The sequence below is a fragment of the Collinsella sp. AM41-2BH genome (assembly GCF_003468085.1).
Taxonomy (GTDB): domain Bacteria; phylum Actinomycetota; class Coriobacteriia; order Coriobacteriales; family Coriobacteriaceae; genus Collinsella.
In genome coordinates, this window is sequence record NZ_QSGH01000002.1 from 156,637 (window position 1) to 171,251 (window position 14,615).

The following is a 14,615-nucleotide window of genomic DNA, read 5'->3' on the forward strand; positions in this document are numbered from 1 at the left end:
CAGTTTATTGCCGAGCCGCCACCGATCATTCACAGGAACCACTCTTGCAGTCAATCTCCGTCCAACCACTCCCCGCACCCCTCATACCCACGCCCAAGCTTCCTCCCAAGCTCCGCGGCATTGCGCTTCGTCTCCTCGGCAAACAGGTCATCGATTGCCCTGTCGATCCGTACGCAGGTCTCGAAATGCTCGTCCTTCCAGGGCAGATTGAGCCCCAGGCTCGTATCCCAATAGCCGCCGAGCTTTGCGTTGATTACCTCCTCGGGATACAGCACGTCCTGGCGAACACCTTCGATCACCTCATCCTCGCCCATGTCACAGGCTGCATCGTCCTTCTTGAGACACTTGCGCAGCTCCTTTTGCTCGCGGAAGCGATGCAGCGCGCTGGCGCACGCCACAGCCAAAAAGCGATAACGTTCGCATAGGTCCCATTCGCCGCCGAGCCATACGCGATAGCCCAGAACGACGCTTGTGGGCTCCTCGTTGAGCAGGAACAGGTCCCACGGATACACTTCAGCGCACGCGTCCTCTCCCAGCTTTTGCGCGCCACCGCGCGTAAAAGCGCACGGCTCTACGTCGTAATAGCCAAAGCCGTGGTCCGCATTGCGACGATTGATGACATGCTTGGGCAACAGGACGATCTTGTCGCTGGGCTCGGGATCTATCTTCCGCAGCTTTTTGATCTTGCGGCGGGCGCGCTTTAGGTCGCGCTCGTTATCGACACGGCCACGGTCATCCGGCTTGCCGCCGTATCGCAGGGCAACCTCGGGTGCCAGGATCTTTGTGTCAGCAGCGCACAGCAGGTCGCTCACGGTGGGCAGATCTTCCCACTCAATACCGTCGACATCCCAAATCCTACTCATGTTCAACCTCTTTCTGGCTGTTCAACTACGTGCTCATTCGCCCTGTTTAACGTGCTTGTAGGGCATATGCCCCGCTAGAGCGCCTTCTTACTCGGAGCAATCACCTCGTCCACCAGGCCCAGCTCCAGGGCGCGCTTGGCGTTGCACCAGCAGTCGCGCTCGGTGAGCTCGTGGAACTCCTGCGCGCTCAGGTTGCCATGCTCGGCCAGCAGCTCGTCCAGCTCGGCGCGCATGGCCGCTGTATGCTGGGCCACAATCTCGATATCGGTCTGCTGCGCCATGCCTGTGCCGCCCATCAGTTGGTGGATGAGCACCTGCGTGTGGCGGTACACCTGGCGGTGGTCGCCGCAGGCCAGGATCACCGCGGCCATCGAGGCCACGACGCCCTCGCCCACCGTGATCACGGGGCAGTCGAGCGACTGCATGGTGTCGATGAGCGCCAGCCCCGCCGTAACGCTGCCGCCCGGGCTGTTGATGATGAGGGTGATGGGCTCGGCCGCGCTTTGATGTTCCAGCACCAGCATGGACTTAATGAGGCCGTTGCAGGTTAGGTCGTTGACCTCGCCCTCCAGCAGCAGCACGCGACTGTTGAGCAGCTCGCTTGCCATATCTACGGCGGCAACGCGACCGTCCTTAGACTTCTTGATGATGCTGGGTTCACGATACATAACGGACATGGTCAATTCCTCTCTAGATGGAATCGATAAGGGAAACTGGCCGCACGGCACATGGCAAACAGAGGCCGTGCAGCCAAAATACAGGTCAGAATGCGCGAGGCTGCAAGGGTTAATCCCTCAGCCACTTGGCCGCGTTGGGATGGTCGCCGCAGAAGTACTTCTTGGCGCGGAAGGGACGCATGCCGGTCACCTTGACCAGGCAATCGGTGCGCGGCATAAGCCCCACCTCGCCCGGGGTTATCACGCAACCGCGCACATCGACGGCAGTGCGCTCGGCGCCCACGTAATTGGTGCCCAAAACCGACTCGCCGCACAGATTGCTTATGTATTCCTGTGTCGCGATGTTGCTGCCACCACCCATATAGATCAAGCTGTCGCAGTTATCGAGGATGGTAAGCGCTGCGGATTTGCCATACACACCATCGAGCTGACTCAGCGATTGCGCGCACATCAAAAAGCTAATACCACGGCTGCGCACGGTCGCAATACTCCGCTCAAAATCGGGAATGCGACCCACGTTGGGAAACTCATCCAGAATAAACTGCACGCGGCGCTGCAAATGCCCGCTGGGATTGGCGTCGGCGCGGCGCTGGGCCAGGTTAAACAGCTGCTTAAGGGCAACGTTCGCAAGCCATGCATTGGTCGAGTCGTTGTCGCTCACCTTAAGATCGATCACGCGCTTGCCCTCGTCGATACGGTCGAGGCGCATCTCATCTTTCTCAAAGACGCGCATGAGCTGGGGAGTCTTAAGCCGCGAGATGGTCGCGTTGAGCGTGATCAGAATGCTCTTAAGCGTCCTATCGGCAGCTCCGCGAAAATCACGATACTGCTCAACGCCATACAGGTCCGCGTTCGCAGCATCATACTTGCCAAGAAATTCCTTGGACTCCACCTGCTCCACAAGGTGATCCAGCGGGAATCGTCCCTCGCCATCTCCCGTAACCTTGATGAGTGCCGCCAGCTTAAAGACGTTGTTCATCTTAAGATAGCGTCGCGGAGCTGCGGGATCCCCGTCCGGCGCAAATGTGCCGGCAAGGCACTCTAAGAGGAACAGGATTCCAATAATCGCTCGAAGTAGCAGATCGCTCGCATTGTCCCAAAACGGATCGTCCCTAAAGCTATGCCTGTCAGGATCGACCCCCTCCATGATTGACGCCACTGTGGTGGGGATGTCCTCGACATCCATCACGTAGCGCAAAGGATCGTACCCGGACGACTGCTCGGGATTGATGGTGTCGAGAACCGTTACCTCGTAGCCGTCCTCCTCGAAGCCCTTCCCCGTACGGCGCAGCAGCTCGCCCTTGGTGTCCGTGACCACATAGCAGCACTCGTGGTGATTGAGCAGGTTGGGCAAAACGAAGCTCGCCGTCTTGCCGCTGCCGGTACCGCCAAAGGCAAACACATTGTTGGACACGCTCGTCTCCCAATGCTTGTCGTCCTCGTAGAACGCCACCGTGGCACCCTTAGCCAGGATCACATCGCGCTGCTCATCGCCAGACGACAGCGCCTGCATCTCCTCCTTAGTCGCCCACTTCTTGGTCTGATACTCCGTTTGCTGCGCGGCCTCGTAGCCGTACATCTTAATGACCGACATGGCACGGCCCCTTTCTTGTCGATAGTTCTGCGTGATTGCTAGGAAATACGGTCGACGCCGGTGCCCTCCTTGGGGCTCGTCGCACACGGCAACTTGACCGCACCGTCAATCAGACGCTCGGTTTGCGCCACATAGCTCTCACGCGCCGCGATTGAGACTGACCCGTCGCGCAGATATGCAAGCAATGCATCAATCATCAGCTTGTCGAGCAGGTCATACTCTTTGGCCTGAGCGAAGTTGAGGGTGTAGCGGTCCTGGAGCTCCCGTACCTTAGTTGCCAAATCGATTTCCATCTTTTCCTCCATGCAATAAAAGTTCTCCCGATTGTCCGAAAGTGCCTCAAACGGGCGTTTGACGCATAACTCAAAGTTGAAACGCGGACTGGTATCGAAGACGCGTCTCTGCACCTTGAGATAGCGCTTATAAAACATGACGGCATCGTCCTCGTCCGCCGTAAAACCGCGCGACCCATCGCGATGCACGTGGTCGCAGGGTCTTTTGTAGTCGATGCTTCGCACAAAGCGAGACAGAATATATCCACCTTGTTCGGACGAGTACTTCATACCTGTCGTAACCTGCTCGAACATGCGCACACCGCTCGACTTAAAGCGCGGATTGTTTCCGTGCTCAAACATGCCAATTAAGATGGCCATGCAGTGCGCGCAGTTATCGCGCTGGGGAAAATACAGCGACAGCAAAGCGAGCGACGCTGCGGCCAAAAGCTCGCGGGCCTCGTGCACATCGTCTCGATACTGCTCGGGCACCAGCCCGGGAATATCGGGCGAGTGCTTTTCCAGCACGTCAACGAGTGCCTTGGCCAAGCGCTCGGTATCCCGCTCGCCGCAGTACGGATACGGAAACGGCATCTCTGCCTTCCCGTTCTTTTTGCACATGCTGCGGAGATCTTCGTCGATCGTGTTGAGGAACACCTCGTAAATGCTGTCTTCATTCTTCATGAATGCTTCTTCCTATCCGGTTGCGGATGTTTGTCGATAAGTCTGTTCTAGGTTTTAGAATGGTCTGAGGCATGGACGATGACAATCGACCTAACCTGTAGCTTCGTTAGTGAAATCACCCTGCTTGACAGCGCAGTTTACCTAAAGGCTGTGTAGCGATTGCATCAAGCAGTTTGTATTGAGTTGGTTTTGGATTGCTTCGAGGATAGCACAGTACTTTGTTCTCGTCATTAGAAATTTTCAAATTTTTCTGCTAATATATAACCCACTAAGAAGAAAGGGCTCTATACATGCGTGAAACAACATCATTGCCACGTCTCACCGCCGCCGCCCTCTCACGCGCGCTTAATCTGGAGCAGGGCAGCCGTCTACTCACCGTCCGTCTGCCTGGCGCCATCGACTGTAAGGCGCTTCGTGAATGTTTCAGCCTGAACAGCAACGGCGTACCCGATATTTGCGAGCTTGAACCCGGCAGGCAGGGCGCGGGCAATGGCGATGAGGCTCCGGTGTTTATCGACGCATCGGGGTATTACTGTACGGGCAAACACGACATCGAAAAAGAATGTATCGCCTTGATCGATTACTTAGAGCCTGGCTACCTCGATTTCTGTGACTGGGGTCCCTTTATTTGGTGTCTGTATGCGCTCGCCCTTTCGAATCGCACTCGCGCAGCCGTAGTGCTGCCCGCCGACCTACTCGATAAAGCCGAGCAGGCGCGCACGATCCTGATACGCGAAGGACTCATCGAGAGCGTCGTGTATTTGCCGCTTTCTGAACCCAGGCCCTACATGACAAGCGCGCTTCTCATATTGTCTTCAGGAAATCGCAGCGTTGCATTTCGCAGCGCAATCGAATCCAGACCGCGTTTTCGATATGTGACAGAAACATCGTATTACTCAAATATCACCTTTGCTATCTCCCCCGACTGGGCCCGCATTGATACCAATACGCCCAGATCAACGCCTATCGAAACGTCCACTTTTGCCACGCGTAAATTGCTACTGCATCGCGCAGCCCTCTCAAAAGGCAAAATCAGCCTTATCAGCCTCACCCGAAACTACAGGGCTACGCTCGGTGACGCTTTTACGCGAGTAGCTCCATTTATGCCCCGCGAGAGTACCACATCAAACGACATTGATGCAATCGAGGTACGCCGCATCTCATCTCAGGATTTTCAAGACGGCAACCTTCTACCCGCAGATGCTGTGGAGAGTGCAAATAGCTCGGATTCTAAATTCGTAAAGGTGGACCCCAGCGTTCTCGATCGTTATGAGCTCCGCGCTGGAGATATCGTCATGCCGCGCATGCTGGGTCGCTACGGCGCGTCCAACCTGCTCGTCGTCAGCTCCGATGACGCTAAGCAGCATCTGGTTGCTTCGCATAACACCACCGTCATTCGCCCGTCATTCCAAACGATGACCGAAGATGAGCGCGTAGTGTTTTCGGAGATAATTGTTGGATACCTTACCGAAGGCCACGGGGCGCAGCTGATTCAAGCATTAACTGAAGCAGCCAGCATCCGCGCCATCCGTCCTAGCGACCTGTTTGAGATCGAAGTCCCGCCGGCGCTCGACCCGCGCACACGCGAGTATAGCGAATCCATCAATCGCTTTGCCGAGGTCGTAAGGACAAAGAAACAAGCCGAGGCCACTGTCGCCCAAGCCCAGCGCGACCTCGAAGGCGCAAAAAAGGCCGTCACCCAGGTGGTCGACCAGACCTGCGAATAGCGCATAGGCAGTAGAAACGTCTTAAGCCGGCGACAGGAACTAATTCTGCCGCCGGCTTAACTATCTAGCCTATTCCCATCCCGTGGTCTGAGGATTCCATTTGCACACATTCGCCGAATGATTAAAGCACGGTGTATACAACCGATTGACGACCTCTTCTGCCCCAGCAATGTTCCCCGCGAGATCAAGTACCCCCGCCTGCCTCGCCATCTTTACGTACTGTGCAGAACCATTTTGTTTCCACCAGAGAGGCGCCACGAACTCTTCCGGCATTGCCACTTTGCGGGCAGACGCTTCTTTCTCGACCCTCTCGACAAGCGTAGCCCCATCGACGAAGCAAGTTTTCGCGTACACCAAGATGTCGACTATATCCTTGATTCGCGATGAAGCACGGCCCTCATGCATCTCTATCATTGCGAGCAATTTATCTGCAAGGGCACTCTCCACTCGGCATACTCGATAGTCGCAGACTGGGAGCCCCTCGATATTCAGACGATCGATCGGCGCAAGAACCTCAGGCTCAAGTCCCCGCACTTCATCAATTACCAAGTCAATTGAAATTGGCTGTAGCTTCTTGGTTCCCATAAAGGGGGTGAACCACACCTTCGCACCGCACCGATACTCATCTTCTTCTTTGATTTGCTCTGCACGATCAAAGACGAACGAAACGAAATCCTCCAGATCAATCGAAGCAGCCTGCACCAGATCGACAATAGCCTCTTCGAGACTCTCCTCTTGAGCAACCAAGTCAATATCTCTTGTGACACGTGCATCGAGTGTTCGCGCCAGGACGCTTTGACCGCCCTTGAGCACAAAGCTGCCGTCATCTTCTGAAAAAACGCGACATAGGAAGCGATGAAAGTAGAAACCGACGATTGCCCGATTAGTATCCATTGGTGATTCTCTTGCGGCATTCCTAACAGCCATCTCCAATGCGGCAGGCGTTTTGTACTTCACCATGTCCTCCGTTTCGCATTACCCGTTCAGTACCATCAGCAAAGGCGCCATCAGCTCGCGTCGTTTGGCGGTTTTAGAGTTCTCCTCTACAAGATCCTTCAGCCGTTGTATATCGAGTCCACGTCCAAGCGCGTCGTGATAGGCATCGATAATTAATGAGGGATCCTCGCAATCGAGGCAAAGATCGACAAGCGTGCGCTCGGGTTTAGTTACCGGCAGGCCGTCGAGCCAAACGATGTCCCGCTCAGCAATCTCGCGCTTTACAAAAGAAAGGGATTCGTTTCTTGTATTGATACGCATGGGCGCGGTCATCCTGTAGGGGGACAGATAGAAATCGCCCATTTGCTGCAGGTTCGCCGCTGTCGTACCGCTCACGGCGATGCCATCCCACTGACGTTTTCTCTCCCACGCGCAAAGGGAGGGATTGGTGAGCTTCCAAAAGGCGTTGAGTTCGTCGGTGTCTCGGCGCTGCGTTCCAGACATCCGGTAGGCGCCGTGGCATATCCGTTCAAGACGCCCTGCGCGGCATGAGTGCGCCAGCGCATCTCGAGAGATGTCCATGCGAGCCGCCTGGGCTGTGGTGAACACGCCCTCGCTCTCGGAAAGCTCGCTTATCGCCGCTATGTTACTAAAGTACTTCATGCTGCAATTGTAGGATATTTTCATACTTTTGCAACGTGATTTTTGATCCATTAGATCCGTTTGCCTTGTTTACCCCATTTCTGACGCCGTTTTGCACCGGCACCCCATCCCCCGCTATTGAGGTCTAATACTTTTCCGCGAAGTGAACGGCTGTTTTTGGACCCCTGAAACATCCGCATTTTTCGGCGGCAAAATCGTGGGATTTCAGCATTGAAACCGCAGGAAGCGGCACCTCTAAAGTGTCGATGCTTCGGGGGTCCGTTTTCACTCATTCACTTCTCGGAAAAGTATTAGACCTCGCTATCAGCTATCCCAAAGATCAGACCGCCCCTCCTTCACGCCACGCAAAACCTGCCTTTTCTGCCCCTGCCCGCCTCCGCACCACCCAAAAACTCATCCAACATTAATCTTGGCTCAAGAATCGCTTAATCTATAACCTGCACTATAGAGTTCGACCAAGGGCGGGCGGGACCGCGCAACGCAGGCCGACGAACGCAACGCTCGCGCCCGGGCAGGTCGCCCGGCGTCGCGCCCATCGAACGAAAGGACAGGTCATGGACGACCTCGAAAAAGTTGAAACCATCCGCACCAAGTGCAACGCGAGTTACACCGATGCCAAGGCGGCGCTCGACGCTGCCGACGGCAACGTTTTGGATGCCATCATTTGGCTCGAGTCGCAGGGCAAGACCCAGACCACGTCGGCGCATGCCGCCACCGAGTCCGCGCCAGTCGATGAGCCCTCGGCCGAGATGGTCGCCGCGCAGGCAGCCTACGAAAAGTCGAGTGAAAAGACCGACTTCTCCAAGAAGATGGACAGCGTGTGGGAGTACCTCAAAAAGCTCTTCCGCCTGAGTCTGGACACCAAGTTTATCGCCACGCGCCGCGATGCGATCATCCTCAACATCCCCATCCTGATTCCCATCGTCGCGCTGTTTGCCTGGGGCGCCACGATATGGCTGATGCTGATTGGCCTGTTCTTTGGCATGCGCTACCGCATCGACAGCGACGGCGACGTGCCCGGCAGCATCAACAACCTTATGGATAGCGCTGCTAACGCCGCGGACGACATCAAGCAAAATCTCAACGACGACAAGTAATCGCAGACGGGGGCACGCATGGCACGAATCCTGATCGTAGAGGACGAGGAGAAAATCGCCCGCTTTGTGACACTCGAGCTGGAGCACGAGGGCTACCAGGTGGAGCACGCCGCCGACGGACGCACCGCCGTTGACCTGGCGTTGGAGCGCGACTACGATCTGATTCTGCTCGATGTACTGTTGCCGCAGCTCAACGGCATGGAGGTGCTGCGGCGCATACGCAAGCACAAGGATGCGCCAGTGATCATGGTCACCGCGCGCGATGCCGTGATGGACAAGGTTGCCGGGCTCGACGCCGGCGCCGACGATTACCTGACCAAGCCGTTTGCGATCGAGGAGCTGTTCGCACGGATCCGCGTGGCGCTGAAGCGCTCGGAAGCCGTGCGGGCGGCTTCGGGCGTTGGCGGCGGCGGGGCCGGGGCTGGCGTAGCGAGCGGCACGGCCGCCGGTATCGCCACAATGTCCCCGGCAACCGACACGGCCCAGACCGCTGCCGTGCCCTCCCCCGCTGCGCTCGCCGTGGGCTCGGTTGCGCTCGACCCCGACCGCCGCGAAGTCACGGTCGGCGGCTCGCCCATCGCGCTCACGGCCCGCGAGTTCGATGTCCTCGCCCTGCTTATGGCGCATGCCGAGACCGTACTCACGCGCGAGCGCATCGCGCACGAGGCGCTGGGCTACGACTACGTAGGCGACACCAACAACGTCGACGTGCACATCGCGCACCTGCGCGCCAAGATTGAGGACGCCGGCGGCGCCCGCATCATCCAGACCGTGCGCGGGGTGGGCTATGTCTGCCGTGCGTAACGCCGAGGTCAAGCGCGTCACCTCCATCGCCCGCGCCATCAACTGGAGCTATATGTGGCGCCGCTTGATGAGCCACATCTGGCTCGATCTGTTACTGTTGGTTATTGCGGCGGCGATCCTCGTCTATGGATACAACCAGACGCTGCCCAACGGCGCGTTTACCGCAGGATGGATCCCCAGCGCCACCGTTCGCGGCATGTCGCTGACGCCCGCGCGCGGCTGGGACCTGATAACGCTCACCTATACCGTCGAGCTTGCGCGTACCACCAAGACTTTCCCCCTCGCGCAGGACCTCGTCACGCTATGGCCTCTCTACCTTGTCGTTGTGGGTTGGCAGGTCATCAGCGTGCTCAACATGCTCGGCGGCGCCCGCCGCGTGCGCCGCACCATGGCGCCGCTCAACGATCTGGCCCTGCGCGTGGACGAACTCGGCCGCATGCAGCTCTCCGGCGGCAAGATGGAAACGCTGGAGCAGGCCATCGAGCGCGCAAGCGTCGACTCGCCGAGCGTCACCACCGGCGACGCCGACCTGGCAAGCATCGAGGTCGCGCTCAACCGCCTGCTGCGCCAGATGCAAGAGGCAAAGCTGCAGCAGATGCGCTTTGTCAACGATGCAAGCCACGAGCTACGAACGCCCATCGCGGTGATTCAGGGCTACGTGAACATGCTCGACCGCTGGGGCAAAGACGACCCGGACGTGCTGGCAGAATCCATCGCGTCCCTCAAGGCCGAAAGCGAGCACATGCAAGAGCTCGTGGAACAGCTGCTGTTTTTGGCACGCGGCGACGCCGGACGCACGGTCCTGCGGCGTGCGAATACCAACCTGGCCGCGCTGGTCGGCGAGGTATGCGAGGAGTCACAGATGATCGATGCCGCGCACACGTATCGACTGGCGTACGACGCTGCGCTTGTCAGCGACCCGCGCTGCGACGCGCCCGTTGACGTGGCGCTCGTGAAGCAGGCTCTGCGCGTGATCGTGCAAAACGCCGCCAAGTATTCGGACGCGGGCACGCCCATCTCGTTTGGCGTAGCGCCGGATGCGGGCGCAGGCACGATCGACATAAGTGTTGAGGACGAGGGTATCGGCATGAACCAGGAATCCGCAGCTCACGCGTTTGAACGGTTCTACCGCGCCGACAACGCACGCGATGCCGGCGCGCAGGGCTCGGGTCTGGGGCTTGCCATTGCCAAGTGGATCGTCGATAGCCATGGTGGTGTCATTGGCGTGACCTCAGTCGAGGGCGTCGGCAGCCGCTTTACGATTCGCCTGCCGCGGTAGGGGCGTCTCTCACGAATCGAAGGTGAATGCTTTTCCGCGAAGTGAACGACCTATTTTGGACCCCCGAAGCATCCACACTTTTTGACGCCAAAACTGCAGGAAAAACCTTACGAAACCGCAGGAAACGGTGCCTCCAAAGTGTCGATGCTCCAGAGGTCCGATTTCACTCGTTCACTTCATGGGAAACCATTCACCTTCGTTTTACGGCAGCCCGTCAGTCACCCTCTCGGCATTAAAAATGGGGTAAGGCCACGTAGCCTTACCCCATTTTTCGTTAGCTATGGCAGCTTGTACGCTACTCGCGGCACAGGTGCACGGCGAAACCGGCGAACTCACGCTTAAAGTACACGAGCTTGGTGCCGCCGTCGGGCAGCAGCACGCGCGACTCCTCGTTAACCTCGAGCCCGCGCTCGGCAAACCACTTCTCGGCCGCATCGATGTCGTTGACGGCAAAGCCGATGTGGCCCTTGGCGCCACGACCGTTCTGCTTCATGACCTCGACCAGCGAATCGTTAAAGTACGAAACCGGGGTCTCGATGACGGGCAGGCCCATCATCGTCGAGAACAGCTCCGCGATCTCCAGGGCGTCTGCCGGGTCAGTGGCGTTAATGCCCACATGGGCAACGCGCATGCCAAAGAGCTCGACCGGATTGGCGTTCTGCTCACTCATACAGTCAGCGCCTACTGAGCCATAACGTCGAGGACGGCCTTCTCGGCAGCAACGCGGTTCATGCCGGTCATGAAGGGCACGCCGCTCACGTACGGGCAGGTGAGGCCCTCGGGGGCAACAGTGGTGGCGATCAGCAGGTCGGCGCCCTCGTCGCAAGCGTCCTTGGCCTCGGAGATGGCGCACTGCACGATCTCGTACTTGCCGGCGTAGCCGTTGGCGTCGAGCATGGTGGCGACCTTCTGGGCAACGAGCGTGGAAGTAGCAGCGCCAGCACCGCAAGCCAAAACGATCTTCTTCATAGGTGATGTCTCCCTTCATGGTTTACTTTAAGTAAGTGTACCGCAGCGAGCGATGGTGCTCGGCCTCGATGCACTTTTGTGCCAGTTTGCTTGCACGCTGCGTATAATACATCTAGCACGCATTGTCATACCGCTTGTTTTACGAGCGACCGAGGAGCTCAATATGCCCGATTCCCGCACACTCTGGACCGCCGTCGTCATCATCTGTATCGCCGTGTCGGTGTTCTTTAGCGTCAAAAAACGCACCACGTTTAAACGCCTGCAGCAGCTTATGGCTGCCAAGCAGTGGGACGAGTTCGATCGTTTGCTCGACAGCAAGCTCACCAGCATGCTGTACCCGCGCTACAACCGCGACTACCTGCGCCTGAACTCCTATCTGCTGCGCGAGGACCACAAGCGCGCCGACGAGATGTTCGATTTGCTGCTGGGGCTTAACCTGCCCAAAATGCAGCGCGTCGACCTGGTGATCAAAGCTTTTAACTACTACGTTGGTCAGGAGGACCGCAAAAAGTCCAAGGAGCTGCTGCACGAGATCAAGGGCTTTGAGGGCGGCCAGGCCGAGTCAGTCGCGCACGAATGCCAACTGATGTACGACACGATGATCTTGAAGCGCCACAACGACATTCCCGAGCTGGAGCGCATGCTCGAAGATGCCGGCGACGATAAGATTAAGGGTTGCCGCTTGGAGTACCTGCTGGCCCTACAGTACAAGAACAAGGGCGACGAGGCCAAGTTTGCCGAGTACTTGGAAAAGTCGGGCCGGCACTCGATGGCTGTCAACGCGTAACGGGCGGCTTGTGCTAGACTTCTAGTCTCACGGGGGCGTGGCGGAATTGGCATACGCAGGAGACTTAAAATCTCTCGCCGCAAGGATTGTGGGTTCGAGTCCCACCGCCCCTACCACGTATTGTTTACGAGCCCGTGTCCCCCCAGGGATGCGGGCTCGTTTCTTTTGGACGCCGGTGGGACTCGAACCCGCGAGGGGGCGAGCGTCAAGCGGACGCGCAGCGTCCGTAGCGAGCCGGCGAGGGCGCCGGCAGGCGGCCGAAGCCGGTGCGGATTTGCGCAGCAAATACGCAGACATCCCACCGCCCCTACCATATGGAGCTTTCGAGCCCGTGTCCCCCCCAGGGATGCGGGCTCGTTTCTTTTGGACGCCGTCAACTGCCGAGCAGCTCATTTGGGACAGAGCTTTTTTGACTACTTTTAAAAGGCGCTCAGGCTCGGGGTCCAGCCGATGGTAGGGGTGGCGCCGTCGAGAGTCTCGTTGATGGTGGCGGCCATGCCGGCGAGCAGGCTGTTCTCGCTTACAGTGAGCGTCTTGTAGCCACCGGCTCGCATGAGCTCGCGAATCACCACAGCACCAGCCAGGATCACGCCCGCACGCTTGGGTTGCACGCCTGGCAACGCGGCGATGCCCGCAACATCCAGCGAGGACATGCGCTCGATAGCGGCCGAGACCTGCTCCAGCGACAGCTCGCGTAGGTGCACAAAGCTCGAATCGTACGGTTCCAGCTCGTGGACCAGAGCCACCAGCGTAGTCACCGTGCCGCCCACTGCGACCAAGCGTTCGGCGCGCTCAAAGTCGCTGGGCAGGCCTTCAAAATAGGCGGTGAACTGCTCGCCTGCCCACGCGGCAGCGGCAGCAAGCTCGCCGCGCGAGGGTGGCAGCGCCGAGAAAAACCGCTCTGTCACACGGCGACAACCGATGTCCAGCGAGCGCGTCCCTTCCAGCGCAAAGACCCCGCGCTCCGGCGCGTACACGCCAGTCGCGAGCTCCGTGGATCCGCCGCCCGAATCGGCAACAATGATACGCTCGCCGGCAAAGTCGTGTGCCACGCCAAAAAATGTCAGACGTGCCTCGACCTCGCCCGGAATCACCTGTGGCTCAAGCCCCAGATCGCGCAGGCCGTCCAGCAGCAGTGCGGCGTTGGACGCATCGCGCGCGGCGCTCGTGCAGGTGGTGCAGACGCACGCGGCCCCAAAGGTACGCGCCTCGTCCACAAACATCCGGCACGCAGCGAGCACGCGCTCAACGGCCGCCTCGCAAAAGCGTCCCGTCGCGTCCACGCCCTCGCCCAAATCGGTAATCTCGGTATGCTTGGACGATTCCACGATCGCCCCGCTCTCCACCTGGGCCAGAACCAGTCGCGACGACACCGTTCCCAGGTCAATCGCCGCCACCTTATATCGTTTGCAATTTGTCATTGCGGGCTCCCCTTCCGGGCGCTACTTGCCGTTGGACACGACCGTCTGGCCCTCGACACCGTTAAATCCAAACAGCATATCGAGCGTCTGGATGTACCACGGCGCATCCTTGCCGACTTCTTCGATTTCCTTGGCAACTTCGCTGGCCTTCTTGGCGTTTGAGGACTTTTTGCTCGACGAGGCATCAGAATCGTCGTCCAGGCCCTGCACTTCAATCCTCTTCTCGCCGGGCATCACCAGGCCCAGGTCCTCGGATGCCGCGTCCTTGATACCCTCCTCCGAGAGCAGCTTGTCGACGCTTTTTTGCAGGTCGTCGTTATATTGCTCGCGAATCTCGACCTGCTTGGCCAAGATGTCGCTCGAGCGTTTTGCCACATACAGGTCGCGCACGGGGAAGTACAGGCTCACGAGCGCCAGGGCGACGACAATGCCAACAAACAGCCCTCGCTGGGGACCGTGGGTAAAGTCGTAGATTGCCTTGACCACCGCGTTATCGTTGGCGTAATGCATGAAGTCCGAGCCCGAAAGACGGTTCGAGGGCCTACTCGGCTTTTCATGCGTTTGATCCGAGGAACGCTGAGCATGCTCCGAATGCGCCGGGCGCACCGAACGTGGCGGACGGTCCGTCGGTGTATTCATTTGAGCACGGGAGCGTGAGGCACTTGTCGGTCGCTGCATGGAGCGGTCGGCGCCGGCGTAATCGGACCCGCCGAGCTGCACCGTGCGCGCACGGCGAGGTGACGGCTCACGCGAACCGGCGGAATAGTACCTGTTGTCGTAAATCTGATCCATGTGCGCCTTGTGCGGTTGAGGTTTGTTTGCGCTAAGTCTTTTAGTTATAG

General features: G+C 58.4%; 15 protein-coding genes and 1 tRNA gene. 6 read left to right on the top strand and 10 right to left on the bottom strand.

All coding sequences use genetic code 11. The features are described 5' to 3' along the window. Positions 1 to 50 precede the first annotated feature (50 nt). From DW899_RS02045 to DW899_RS02060, 4 genes are all read right to left on the bottom strand, one after another. Positions 51 to 863 carry a hypothetical protein gene (locus DW899_RS02045; RefSeq protein WP_117799835.1) on the bottom strand — a complete coding sequence of 271 codons (813 nt, stop codon included), beginning with the start codon at positions 861 to 863 and terminating at the stop codon, positions 51 to 53. Between the two features lie 74 nt (positions 864 to 937). Beyond that, positions 938 to 1,540 carry a ClpP family protease gene (locus DW899_RS02050; protein ID WP_117799836.1) on the bottom strand — a complete coding sequence of 201 codons (603 nt, stop codon included), beginning with the start codon at positions 1,538 to 1,540 and terminating at the stop codon, positions 938 to 940. Between the two features lie 109 nt (positions 1,541 to 1,649). Continuing rightward, positions 1,650 to 3,134, bottom strand: coding sequence for a VirD4-like conjugal transfer protein, CD1115 family (locus DW899_RS02055; protein ID WP_117799837.1), 1,485 nt, complete (start codon positions 3,132 to 3,134; stop codon positions 1,650 to 1,652). Between the two features lie 38 nt (positions 3,135 to 3,172). After that, entirely contained in the window at positions 3,173 to 4,090 is a 918-nt protein-coding gene (locus tag DW899_RS02060) for a hypothetical protein (RefSeq protein ID WP_117799838.1), read from the bottom strand. Between the two features lie 290 nt (positions 4,091 to 4,380). Here DW899_RS02060 and DW899_RS02065 point away from each other — a divergent pair, with 290 nt between their 5' ends. Beyond that, on the top strand, positions 4,381 to 5,817 hold the full coding sequence (locus DW899_RS02065; RefSeq protein WP_117799839.1) for a hypothetical protein: 1,437 nt from the start codon (positions 4,381 to 4,383) through the stop codon (positions 5,815 to 5,817). A gap of 69 nt (positions 5,818 to 5,886) precedes the next feature. On the opposite strand, the gene DW899_RS02070 is transcribed toward DW899_RS02065, so the two are convergent. Together DW899_RS02070 and DW899_RS02075 are read right to left on the bottom strand one after the other, a co-directional pair. Next, positions 5,887 to 6,777, bottom strand: a complete 891-nt coding sequence (locus tag DW899_RS02070) for a nucleotidyl transferase AbiEii/AbiGii toxin family protein (protein WP_199570243.1) — start codon at positions 6,775 to 6,777, stop codon at positions 5,887 to 5,889. Positions 6,778 to 6,792: 15 nt separating this feature from the next. Next, the gene (locus DW899_RS02075; RefSeq protein WP_199408775.1) at positions 6,793 to 7,467 is read right to left on the bottom strand and encodes a type IV toxin-antitoxin system AbiEi family antitoxin domain-containing protein; all 675 of its coding nucleotides are present in this window, start codon (positions 7,465 to 7,467) and stop codon (positions 6,793 to 6,795) included. A gap of 503 nt (positions 7,468 to 7,970) precedes the next feature. Here DW899_RS02075 and DW899_RS02080 point away from each other — a divergent pair. From DW899_RS02080 to DW899_RS02090, 3 genes are read left to right on the top strand one after another with little or no spacing between them, the layout of a single operon-like run. Continuing rightward, on the top strand, positions 7,971 to 8,513 hold the full coding sequence (locus DW899_RS02080; protein ID WP_117799840.1) for a DUF4342 domain-containing protein: 543 nt from the start codon (positions 7,971 to 7,973) through the stop codon (positions 8,511 to 8,513). A gap of 18 nt (positions 8,514 to 8,531) precedes the next feature. Then, positions 8,532 to 9,317, top strand: a complete 786-nt coding sequence (locus tag DW899_RS02085) for a response regulator transcription factor (RefSeq protein ID WP_117799841.1) — start codon at positions 8,532 to 8,534, stop codon at positions 9,315 to 9,317. After that, complete coding sequence (locus DW899_RS02090; protein WP_117799842.1) at positions 9,301 to 10,596, top strand: cell wall metabolism sensor histidine kinase WalK; 1,296 nt, start codon at positions 9,301 to 9,303, stop codon at positions 10,594 to 10,596. Before DW899_RS02085 ends, DW899_RS02090 begins: the two co-directional genes overlap by 17 nt. A 295-nt stretch (positions 10,597 to 10,891) precedes the next feature. On the opposite strand, the gene DW899_RS02095 is transcribed toward DW899_RS02090, so the two are convergent. Both DW899_RS02095 and DW899_RS02100 read right to left on the bottom strand, forming a co-directional pair. Next, positions 10,892 to 11,266: a VOC family protein gene (locus DW899_RS02095; RefSeq protein ID WP_117799843.1), complete on the bottom strand. Its 375-nt coding sequence runs from the start codon at positions 11,264 to 11,266 to the stop codon at positions 10,892 to 10,894. 11 nt (positions 11,267 to 11,277) lie between these two features. Further along, positions 11,278 to 11,565 carry a PTS sugar transporter subunit IIB gene (locus DW899_RS02100; protein WP_055252380.1) on the bottom strand — a complete coding sequence of 96 codons (288 nt, stop codon included), beginning with the start codon at positions 11,563 to 11,565 and terminating at the stop codon, positions 11,278 to 11,280. A 163-nt stretch (positions 11,566 to 11,728) separates the two neighbouring features. On the opposite strand from DW899_RS02100, the gene DW899_RS02105 reads away from it, so the two are divergent. Then, positions 11,729 to 12,352, top strand: a complete 624-nt coding sequence (locus DW899_RS02105; protein ID WP_117799844.1) for a hypothetical protein — start codon at positions 11,729 to 11,731, stop codon at positions 12,350 to 12,352. A gap of 31 nt (positions 12,353 to 12,383) precedes the next feature. Continuing rightward, positions 12,384 to 12,468, top strand: a tRNA-Leu gene (locus DW899_RS02110). Positions 12,469 to 12,771: 303 nt separating this feature from the next. Here DW899_RS02110 and DW899_RS02115 read toward each other — a convergent pair. After that, positions 12,772 to 13,773, bottom strand: coding sequence for a hypothetical protein (locus DW899_RS02115; RefSeq protein WP_117799845.1), 1,002 nt, complete (start codon positions 13,771 to 13,773; stop codon positions 12,772 to 12,774). A gap of 21 nt (positions 13,774 to 13,794) precedes the next feature. After that, positions 13,795 to 14,565, bottom strand: a complete 771-nt coding sequence (locus DW899_RS10745) for a hypothetical protein (RefSeq protein WP_233539869.1) — start codon at positions 14,563 to 14,565, stop codon at positions 13,795 to 13,797. Between the last annotated feature and the right edge of the window lie 50 nt (positions 14,566 to 14,615).

Excerpts from the sequence above, each read along its gene's own strand:
- DW899_RS02045 (WP_117799835.1), bottom strand. The coding sequence starts at position 863 with ATGAGTAGGATTTGGGATGTCGACGGTATTGAGTGGGAAGATCTGCCC.
- DW899_RS02050 (WP_117799836.1), bottom strand. The coding sequence starts at position 1,540 with ATGTCCGTTATGTATCGTGAACCCAGCATCATCAAGAAGTCTAAGGAC.
- DW899_RS02055 (WP_117799837.1), bottom strand. The coding sequence starts at position 3,134 with ATGTCGGTCATTAAGATGTACGGCTACGAGGCCGCGCAGCAAACGGAG.
- DW899_RS02060 (WP_117799838.1), bottom strand. The coding sequence starts at position 4,090 with ATGAAGAATGAAGACAGCATTTACGAGGTGTTCCTCAACACGATCGAC.
- DW899_RS02065 (WP_117799839.1), top strand. The coding sequence starts at position 4,381 with ATGCGTGAAACAACATCATTGCCACGTCTCACCGCCGCCGCCCTCTCA.
- DW899_RS02070 (WP_199570243.1), bottom strand. The coding sequence starts at position 6,777 with ATGGTGAAGTACAAAACGCCTGCCGCATTGGAGATGGCTGTTAGGAAT.
- DW899_RS02075 (WP_199408775.1), bottom strand. The coding sequence starts at position 7,467 with ATGGATCAAAAATCACGTTGCAAAAGTATGAAAATATCCTACAATTGC.
- DW899_RS02080 (WP_117799840.1), top strand. The coding sequence starts at position 7,971 with ATGGACGACCTCGAAAAAGTTGAAACCATCCGCACCAAGTGCAACGCG.
- DW899_RS02085 (WP_117799841.1), top strand. The coding sequence starts at position 8,532 with ATGGCACGAATCCTGATCGTAGAGGACGAGGAGAAAATCGCCCGCTTT.
- DW899_RS02090 (WP_117799842.1), top strand. The coding sequence starts at position 9,301 with ATGTCTGCCGTGCGTAACGCCGAGGTCAAGCGCGTCACCTCCATCGCC.
- DW899_RS02095 (WP_117799843.1), bottom strand. The coding sequence starts at position 11,266 with ATGAGTGAGCAGAACGCCAATCCGGTCGAGCTCTTTGGCATGCGCGTT.
- DW899_RS02100 (WP_055252380.1), bottom strand. The coding sequence starts at position 11,565 with ATGAAGAAGATCGTTTTGGCTTGCGGTGCTGGCGCTGCTACTTCCACG.
- DW899_RS02105 (WP_117799844.1), top strand. The coding sequence starts at position 11,729 with ATGCCCGATTCCCGCACACTCTGGACCGCCGTCGTCATCATCTGTATC.
- DW899_RS02115 (WP_117799845.1), bottom strand. The coding sequence starts at position 13,773 with ATGACAAATTGCAAACGATATAAGGTGGCGGCGATTGACCTGGGAACG.
- DW899_RS10745 (WP_233539869.1), bottom strand. The coding sequence starts at position 14,565 with ATGGATCAGATTTACGACAACAGGTACTATTCCGCCGGTTCGCGTGAG.